We start from the raw sequence: 7005 nt of genomic DNA, 5'->3' as shown, positions 1-7005 counted from the left end.
TCAGAAAACGGATTTTACTCCAACAAATTCTTGTCAAGAAGCACTAAAAAAAAGCTGCCCCAAGGCAACTTTCTCATACTCACTCTAACTCATTTTTAGCGATTACCACCGCAGAGTTGACAGAGCCCATTTTCTTTATGGAAGGTGCGAAGCTGGGTCACTTTTGGTACAATAGAGAAGATGATATTACTATTTAATAAACCCTTTGACGTACTCACAAAATTTACTGATACTGACAATCGTAAGACACTGAAAGATTATATTGACATTCCTAATGTATATGCTGCAGGAAGGTTAGATAAAGACAGTGAAGGCTTGCTTTTACTGACCGATGATGGGAAGTTAAATCATAAGCTCACTGACCCAAAGTCCAAATCTTATAAGACCTATCTTGTACAGGTAGAAGGAGAGTTTACAGAAGAAGCAGCTCAAAAACTGCGTGCTGGTGTGCTGCTCAAGGATGGCAAAACCCTTCCGGCAAAAGTTAGACGAGTTTCAGAACCCGAATGGCTGTGGGAGAGAACGCCACCGATTCGTGAGCGAAAATCAATACCCACAAGTTGGGTTGAAATTTCCATCAAAGAAGGAAAAAACCGCCAAGTACGTCGAATGACTGCCAATGTAGGCTTTCCAACATTACGTTTGATACGTACAAAAATCGGTGATTATGAGTTAGGCTCTCTTCCCTTAGGTAAATATAAAATAATAAACTAAAAAAGAGCAAAGGCTCTTTTTTAGTTGCTTAAAAACTGCGTCCACCCCCGGAACCGCCTCCGCCACCAGAGAAGCCCCCACCGCTAGAATCATTATTCCGAGGGATATGCCGGGTCGTGATGAAGGAGTTTACAAGTGTATCGCTACGTTTAGAGAGTTTTAATGCGCCATTTTTTTGATATTCGTAGTTCCAGCGTGCGCCTAGTTTTAGCTGATAGCGAGACACAAGAACAACAACAAATGCGCCAGCTGCAATCAGTGCAGCAATAACAGCGATTAGGATATATGCAGGACGAAAGGAGCGATGAAAAGTAACCTCCCCTGTGTCTGGGTTGACCGAGTACTGACGACCACCAGGGATACCTTGCTGGTAATAGTGATCGACTTGTTCATAAAAGCTTTCGATAGCTTGCCGATAATTTTCATTACTTAACTGAGGCTGGACAACATCAAGGATGGAGTCAATGCGAGAAGAAGTGATATAGTACTTTAAATTTCCAGTCGCCCAGATATAAACTTCACGCTGCCCCATGTCAATCAGGAGAACAATACCATTATTGCCTTGTCCGACTTTATTAGCCAGATAATCAACCGCAAATTCTTTTGGAGGCTGTGTATTGGTCGTTGTTGTAACAACAAAGACACCAGCCTTAGTTTTCTCTGATAGCCTTTGGGCTTCCTCTGTGAGGGCTGATGTTGTGCCAGCCAGAATACCTGCCTGATCATCAATACCTATTTGCTGTGCCTCTACTGCTTTGGAAAAGCCAAACAGCGTCAACACTGCAAATAAGGTAAGAAACAGGGATAAAAATGTTATTTTCTTTTTCATGATACATACCACCCCACAATTAAACCTAAGAGAAGAACAGCAAAGAAGATAGATACTGCCACAAGAATAACTCTGGTCTTGTCGACAGGGAGAATTCCGGCCGTTTTTCCTGTCTGTCCATTCATGGCGTAATAGAAAAGTTTGTCACTGTTTTTCTGACGATAGGTGACGAGCCAGAGGGGTAAAAGCACATAGTCACTTTCCAAATTCTTGATACTTTGTTGAGATTGGACACTGGTAACAGCAGTATAACCTTGGATTGTGTCACGCATCAGCGCTTCAGAATACTGGCGTAGCTCGCTATCAACTCTTTCCTTAATTTCCTCAAACTCAATGTCTCTTTTTTCAGTTAAAAAACCTGAAAGGTATTGATTTTTGAAAGAAACAGCCTTGGATAGGTCAAAAGGCTGAACGGCCCCGACCATCTTTTCAGGCTCATTTTTTTTCAAAGCATTTTTTACCAAATCTTGAAAAGAACTGTCACCTTCACGGATAATATGATACTGCTTTGTTTCCGTATATTCTAAATCACCAACGATCCATACACGGATGTTATTGGCACGAGCCTCTAGTTGACCTTGTAAATCTGCACCGACAACCCAATAAGGAAAGTATACACCTTGAAGTTGCTTGATTTGCTTTTTATCAAAGAAATCTTTCGGGACAAATTTCTTTTTGCCTACCCATTTAAGAAAGGCTTCCTCAGCTTCTTTTTGCTCAATCTGAAAAGGCAAAACCTTTTCAGGGAGGAATTTCCCAGACAAGCGTTCAGATAGCACAACAGGATTGTGACAATAATAGCAAAAAGTAGAAGCAGTAGTTGCCTCTGTTACAATCTCAGCACCGCAAGAAGGGCAAACAAAGAGCCCAACCTGATCGTCAATCTGTGTTTCTGAATGATCAGGTTCTAGAGGAACATCTGGAGCACTTTCTTCTGATAGTCCCTTGTCTTCTTGTTTAGCTTCAAAGGCAGTAACTTCCTCTTCCGTAAAGCTAGATAAGCAATACTGACAATGAAACTTTTGACTTTTAGGGTCAAATAAGAGAGGGCCGCCACAGTTAGGACAGAGATGGGTGAGAACCTTCGACTGGCTCATAATTTACCTCTTTCTGTTCTTTATAAAGGCTTGGCAACGAAAGGTTGACCACATTCCGGACAGAATTTTGGCACACCATTCGCTAAATTAACGACAGCATTACAGGCTGAACAAGCCATTTCAATCTTTAAGTTGGCTGTTGCTTCAGGTTTTTTCTCCCCACAGTTTGAACAGAATTTTCCTGTGTTTTCTGTGCCACAAGCGGAGCATGTCCAAGTATTTTCCGATTTTGATGCAGTCTTTTCTTGTTGAGCCATTTGGGCTTGATTTGAGGCACTGGCTTGACCGAGAACATCACCAGCTTGGTTCATTCCCATGCCCATTCCCATAAAAGCTTGCATGGCTCCACCAGTGTTGCTTCCAGCAGCTTCGATACCGCGAGCCACAGCGCCTTGCATATAGCCTTCACGCACATTTGGATCACCCAGCATTGCACCTTGGTTACGCATGTTGATCAGTTTTTGGCTGTCATCTGTGTAACTGATTGAGCTTACAGCAACAGCGACTACTTCGATTCCGCGAAGCTTGCGCCACTCTTCGTCAAGTGTATCTGCCATATATTTTGAAAGTTCAACAGATTTTGAAGGAAGGAAAGAAACGCGCTCACCTTGCGCTGAGTAGAGGTTGATTGACGTATTCAATGCTGTTAAAAATTCTTGGAGATATTGTTCGTTGATATCTGAAATTTCAACTTGAGTTTGATTTTTTGGAATGGCATTAGCATAGAACAAGATAGGATCTGTAATTCTTATCGAATATGTTCCATGCGTACGGAGAAAGAGTTCCGCATTGTAGAAGTTATCAAAGTATTGTAAAGGCGTAGCTGTTCCAAACTTAATGCCTTTAATTTCTTGAAGATTAATATAGTAAACTTCTTGTTTCTGGGGTGTCACACCACCAAATTTAAAACGAAAGAAGGCTTCTTGAACAGATTCTTTAAGACCGCCGTTAAACATAGAAGGTGCTGTGTCATTTTTGACCGTATAATAACCTTCTTCAGCGGTATAGTCAATAATCTTGCCACCATCAACTAAGAGCATCATCATATTAGGATAGACATGCACGACAGATCCGTCTGTGATGACATCAGAAGTTCCTTTGCGATTGCTGCCGCGTTTATCGTCCTTGCGCACCATGACACCTTTGGTCATGACGGTTTGATCGGACATATCTTCTGGTTCAATGACTTCCAGCCATTGATCGGCCAATGTGCCTCCAAGGCTACTTGTTGCTGCTTTAATGATACCCATATTTTTCTCCTATCTCTATTTAATTACACGTTTTCATTATACCATATAAAGAAAGGATTTTTTTACAACTCAAGTAGGATTTATTGATTCTTGTAATTCCTTAAAATTTAGGTTATAATACCTTAAAACCTTTAACTTAGTCCAGAGAGGCTAGCAAGGATACGATGAATTATATTTCCCTTATTTTGCCTGCTTCTAGGAGCTTGGTAAAGGAGATAGATGCTTTTTGTACACCTGCAGCGTCTCTGCAGGTGTTTTATTATCATTCTTTCTGCTTTAGCAGATTAGAATGATAATACGCAAGGAGCGGATCGAGTTGTGACCCCTCAGTCATTCTTTCTGCTTTAGCAGATTTAGAATGATAATACGCAAGGAACAATACTTTGTCAATCTTTCACACAAAGTGAGCTTGACCTGCAGAACAGATTAGATAATAAAATCATTTTACAAAAAGGAGGAGTAATGAAGCTTCAAGAAGAAATGCTTATCGTCAGTCAGAAAGAAGTAGCCGAAGATATTTTTGAGTTGGTATTGCAAGGTGATTTGGTAAATGACATGGAAATAGCAGGACAGTTTTTGCAACTAAAAGTTCCCAGTCAGGATTTACTTTTACGGCGTCCGATTTCGATTTCGAGTTGGAATAAGCAGGAAAAAACGTGTACATTACTCTATCGTCGAGGGGATAAAACAACAGGCACTTATCTATTGTCAAAAATGGTTGCAGGACAAGCCATCGATATTCTTGGTCCTTTAGGTAAAGGCTTTCCAGTTGATGAGGTAACAGAAACAGATCATGTCCTTATCGTAGGTGGAGGCATAGGCGTTCCACCATTGTATGAGTTAGCGAAACAACTCAGTAAAAAAGGGTGTCAGATTACGGTTTTACTTGGATTTGCACGTGCAGAAGTTAAGATTCTAGAAGAGCAATTCGTCCAACTTCCTAATGTACAAGTAAAAGTAGCAACAGATAATGGTTCTTATGGTTACCAAGGTCATGTTGGACATTTATTAAACCAGCTTGATCAAGAAGCAGATGCAGTATATGCTTGTGGAGCATCGATGATGTTAAAGGCTGTTGCCACAAAATTTGAAAGTTTAGAGCGTTTGTACTTGTCAATGGAAGCACGTATGGCTTGTGGAATTGGTGCATGCTATGCTTGTGTTGTTCCAGATAAAAAAGACCCTACACATGCTTTAAAAGTATGTCAAGATGGGCCTGTATTTAAAGGAAATGGAGTAGTGATATAATGAATCGACTTGCAGTGGAATTTCCCGGATTAAAGCTTAAAAATCCAATTATGCCTGCTTCAGGCTGCTTCGGTTTTGGTGAGGACTATGCACGCTATTATGATTTGAATCAGCTGGGTTCCATAATGATTAAGGCTACAACCCTTCAACCACGTTACGGCAACCCAACGCCACGTGTTGCAGAAACAAATGCTGGCATGCTTAATGCGATTGGTCTTCAAAATCCTGGTCTTGACGTAGTGCTATCAGACAAACTGCCTTGGTTGTATGAAAACTTTCCTGAGTTACCTATTATCGCTAATGTAGCAGGTTCGGAACAATATGATTATGTAGCTGTCTGCAATAAAATAGGGGCAGCCCCAAATGTTAAAGCTATCGAGCTCAACATTTCTTGCCCTAATGTCAAGCATGGCGGACAAGCCTTTGGTACAGATCCTAAGGTTGCTCATGATTTGGTCAAGGCTTGTAAGGAAGTAGCAGATGTACCTTTATATGTCAAACTCTCACCAAATGTTACAGACATCGTGGAAATCGCTCAAGCTGTAGAAACGGCGGGAGCTGATGGGATTACAATGATTAATACTTTAATGGGAATGCGTTACGATCTGCAGACTCGTAAACCTATCTTAGCCAACATTACAGGTGGTCTCTCAGGTCCAGCAATTAAACCAGTAGCTTTAAAATTGGTGCACCAAGTGGCACAAGCAGTGGATTTACCGATTATCGGAATGGGTGGTGTAATGACTGCGCAAGATGTTCTTGAATTTTATTTGGCAGGTGCAAGTGCGGTTGCAGTGGGGACAGCAAACTTTTCTGATCCCTATGTGTGTCCGAAAATTATTAATGAACTTCCTGAACTTATGGATAAGTATGGGATTGAAAGTTTAGAAGAATTACGTAAAGAAGTAAAAAAGGAGAAAAAACAAAATGCATGAATCAAGACCAATGGTTGCCCTCGACTTCCCAAGCTTACGCGATGTAAAGAATTTTTTATTGCGCTTTGATGATCACGAAAAACTCTATGTAAAAGTGGGAATGGAACTCCTCTATCAAGAAGGGCCTGTTGTTGTGGATTTCCTTAAATTCCAAGGACATGATGTCTTCTTAGATTTGAAACTCCATGATATTCCAAATACAGTTGGCTCAGCCATGAAGGGTTTAGCACGCTTAGGAATAGATATGATTAATGTGCATGCTGCTGGTGGGATTGAAATGATGCAACAAGCTAAGGAAGGTCTGATAGCTGGCACACCGGCAGGAGAAAAGGTTGCAGATTTGATTGCTGTCACTCAGCTGACTTCAACAAGTCAAGAAAGTATGCAACATGATCAGATGATTATGACAAGTTTGGAAGAATCTGTTCTACACTATGCTAAGTGTACGGATGAGGCAGGCTTAGACGGTGTTGTATGTTCAGCTCATGAGGTCCAAAAGATTAAAAGTGTAACACGTCCAGACTTTATCTGCTTGACGCCAGGTATCCGTCCGGCAGGGGCTGCTAAAGGGGATCAAAAACGTGTCGTAACACCAGAAGAAGCACGTACTATTGGTTCAGATTATATTGTTGTTGGACGCCCAATCACTCGTACCGAAAATCCGATGCAAGCCTATCAAACAATTAAAAACGAGTGGAATGGTCACTTTTAGAAAAGAAAAGTGCAACTGGAACAAAGGCAGACCAGAATATAAGAATAAAAACGCTTGGCGACAGTGGTGTTTAGCTGTCTTAAGCGTTTTTATGGCTCTGTCAACTCTGCGGTGGTACTCGCTAAAAAATGAGTTACAGCAGTGTGTGAAAAGTTGTCTTAGGACAGCTTTTTTAGTTGCGTTTGACAAGGATTTGTTGGAGCAAAATCCGTTTTCTAAG

The 7005-nt window shown here is 41.1% G+C and carries 8 protein-coding genes; 5 read left to right on the top strand and 3 right to left on the bottom strand.

What is annotated here, in order from left to right; all coding sequences use genetic code 11:
* The first annotated feature begins 180 nt into the window (after nucleotides 1-180).
* Nucleotides 181-714: an rRNA large subunit pseudouridine synthase E gene (locus ACGHCK_RS11265; RefSeq protein ID WP_251423978.1), complete on the top strand. Its 534-nt coding sequence runs from the start codon at nucleotides 181-183 to the stop codon at nucleotides 712-714.
* Nucleotides 715-742: 28 nt separating this feature from the next.
* Here ACGHCK_RS11265 and ACGHCK_RS11260 read toward each other — a convergent pair whose 3' ends face one another.
* The 3 genes from ACGHCK_RS11260 to ACGHCK_RS11250 are packed head-to-tail and all read right to left on the bottom strand — an operon-like array spanning nucleotide 743 to nucleotide 3890.
* Nucleotides 743-1543: a TPM domain-containing protein gene (locus ACGHCK_RS11260; protein ID WP_251423983.1), complete on the bottom strand. Its 801-nt coding sequence runs from the start codon at nucleotides 1541-1543 to the stop codon at nucleotides 743-745.
* Nucleotides 1540-2640 (bottom strand): TFIIB-type zinc ribbon-containing protein, encoded by a 1101-nt coding sequence (locus ACGHCK_RS11255; protein ID WP_202230966.1) that lies wholly within the window; start codon nucleotides 2638-2640, stop codon nucleotides 1540-1542. The genes ACGHCK_RS11260 and ACGHCK_RS11255 overlap by 4 nt, the downstream gene beginning before the upstream one ends.
* 20 nt (nucleotides 2641-2660) lie before the next feature.
* Nucleotides 2661-3890, bottom strand: coding sequence for an SPFH domain-containing protein (locus ACGHCK_RS11250; RefSeq protein WP_202230967.1), 1230 nt, complete (start codon nucleotides 3888-3890; stop codon nucleotides 2661-2663).
* 441 nt (nucleotides 3891-4331) lie between these two features.
* On the opposite strand from ACGHCK_RS11250, the gene ACGHCK_RS11245 reads away from it, so the two are divergent.
* The 4 genes from ACGHCK_RS11245 to ACGHCK_RS11230 form a co-directional block, all read left to right on the top strand.
* Nucleotides 4332-5138, top strand: a complete 807-nt coding sequence (locus ACGHCK_RS11245; protein WP_271328625.1) for a dihydroorotate dehydrogenase electron transfer subunit — start codon at nucleotides 4332-4334, stop codon at nucleotides 5136-5138.
* Nucleotides 5138-6073 (top strand): dihydroorotate dehydrogenase, encoded by a 936-nt coding sequence (locus tag ACGHCK_RS11240; RefSeq protein WP_271328624.1) that lies wholly within the window; start codon nucleotides 5138-5140, stop codon nucleotides 6071-6073. Before ACGHCK_RS11245 ends, ACGHCK_RS11240 begins: the two co-directional genes overlap by 1 nt.
* Complete coding sequence (gene pyrF / locus ACGHCK_RS11235; RefSeq protein WP_251423989.1) at nucleotides 6066-6785, top strand: orotidine-5'-phosphate decarboxylase; 720 nt, start codon at nucleotides 6066-6068, stop codon at nucleotides 6783-6785. The genes ACGHCK_RS11240 and pyrF overlap by 8 nt, the downstream gene beginning before the upstream one ends.
* A partial coding sequence (locus tag ACGHCK_RS11230; protein WP_394304571.1) for a hypothetical protein occupies nucleotides 6772-7005 on the top strand: 234 nt, incomplete at its 3' end. The genes pyrF and ACGHCK_RS11230, both read left to right, overlap by 14 nt.

Source organism: Lactococcus muris (assembly GCF_042849115.1).
Taxonomy (GTDB): Bacteria; Bacillota; Bacilli; order Lactobacillales; family Streptococcaceae; genus Lactococcus; species Lactococcus muris.
Note: the sequence above shows the minus strand (reverse complement) of the source record. Positions and strands in the feature narration are given on the sequence as shown.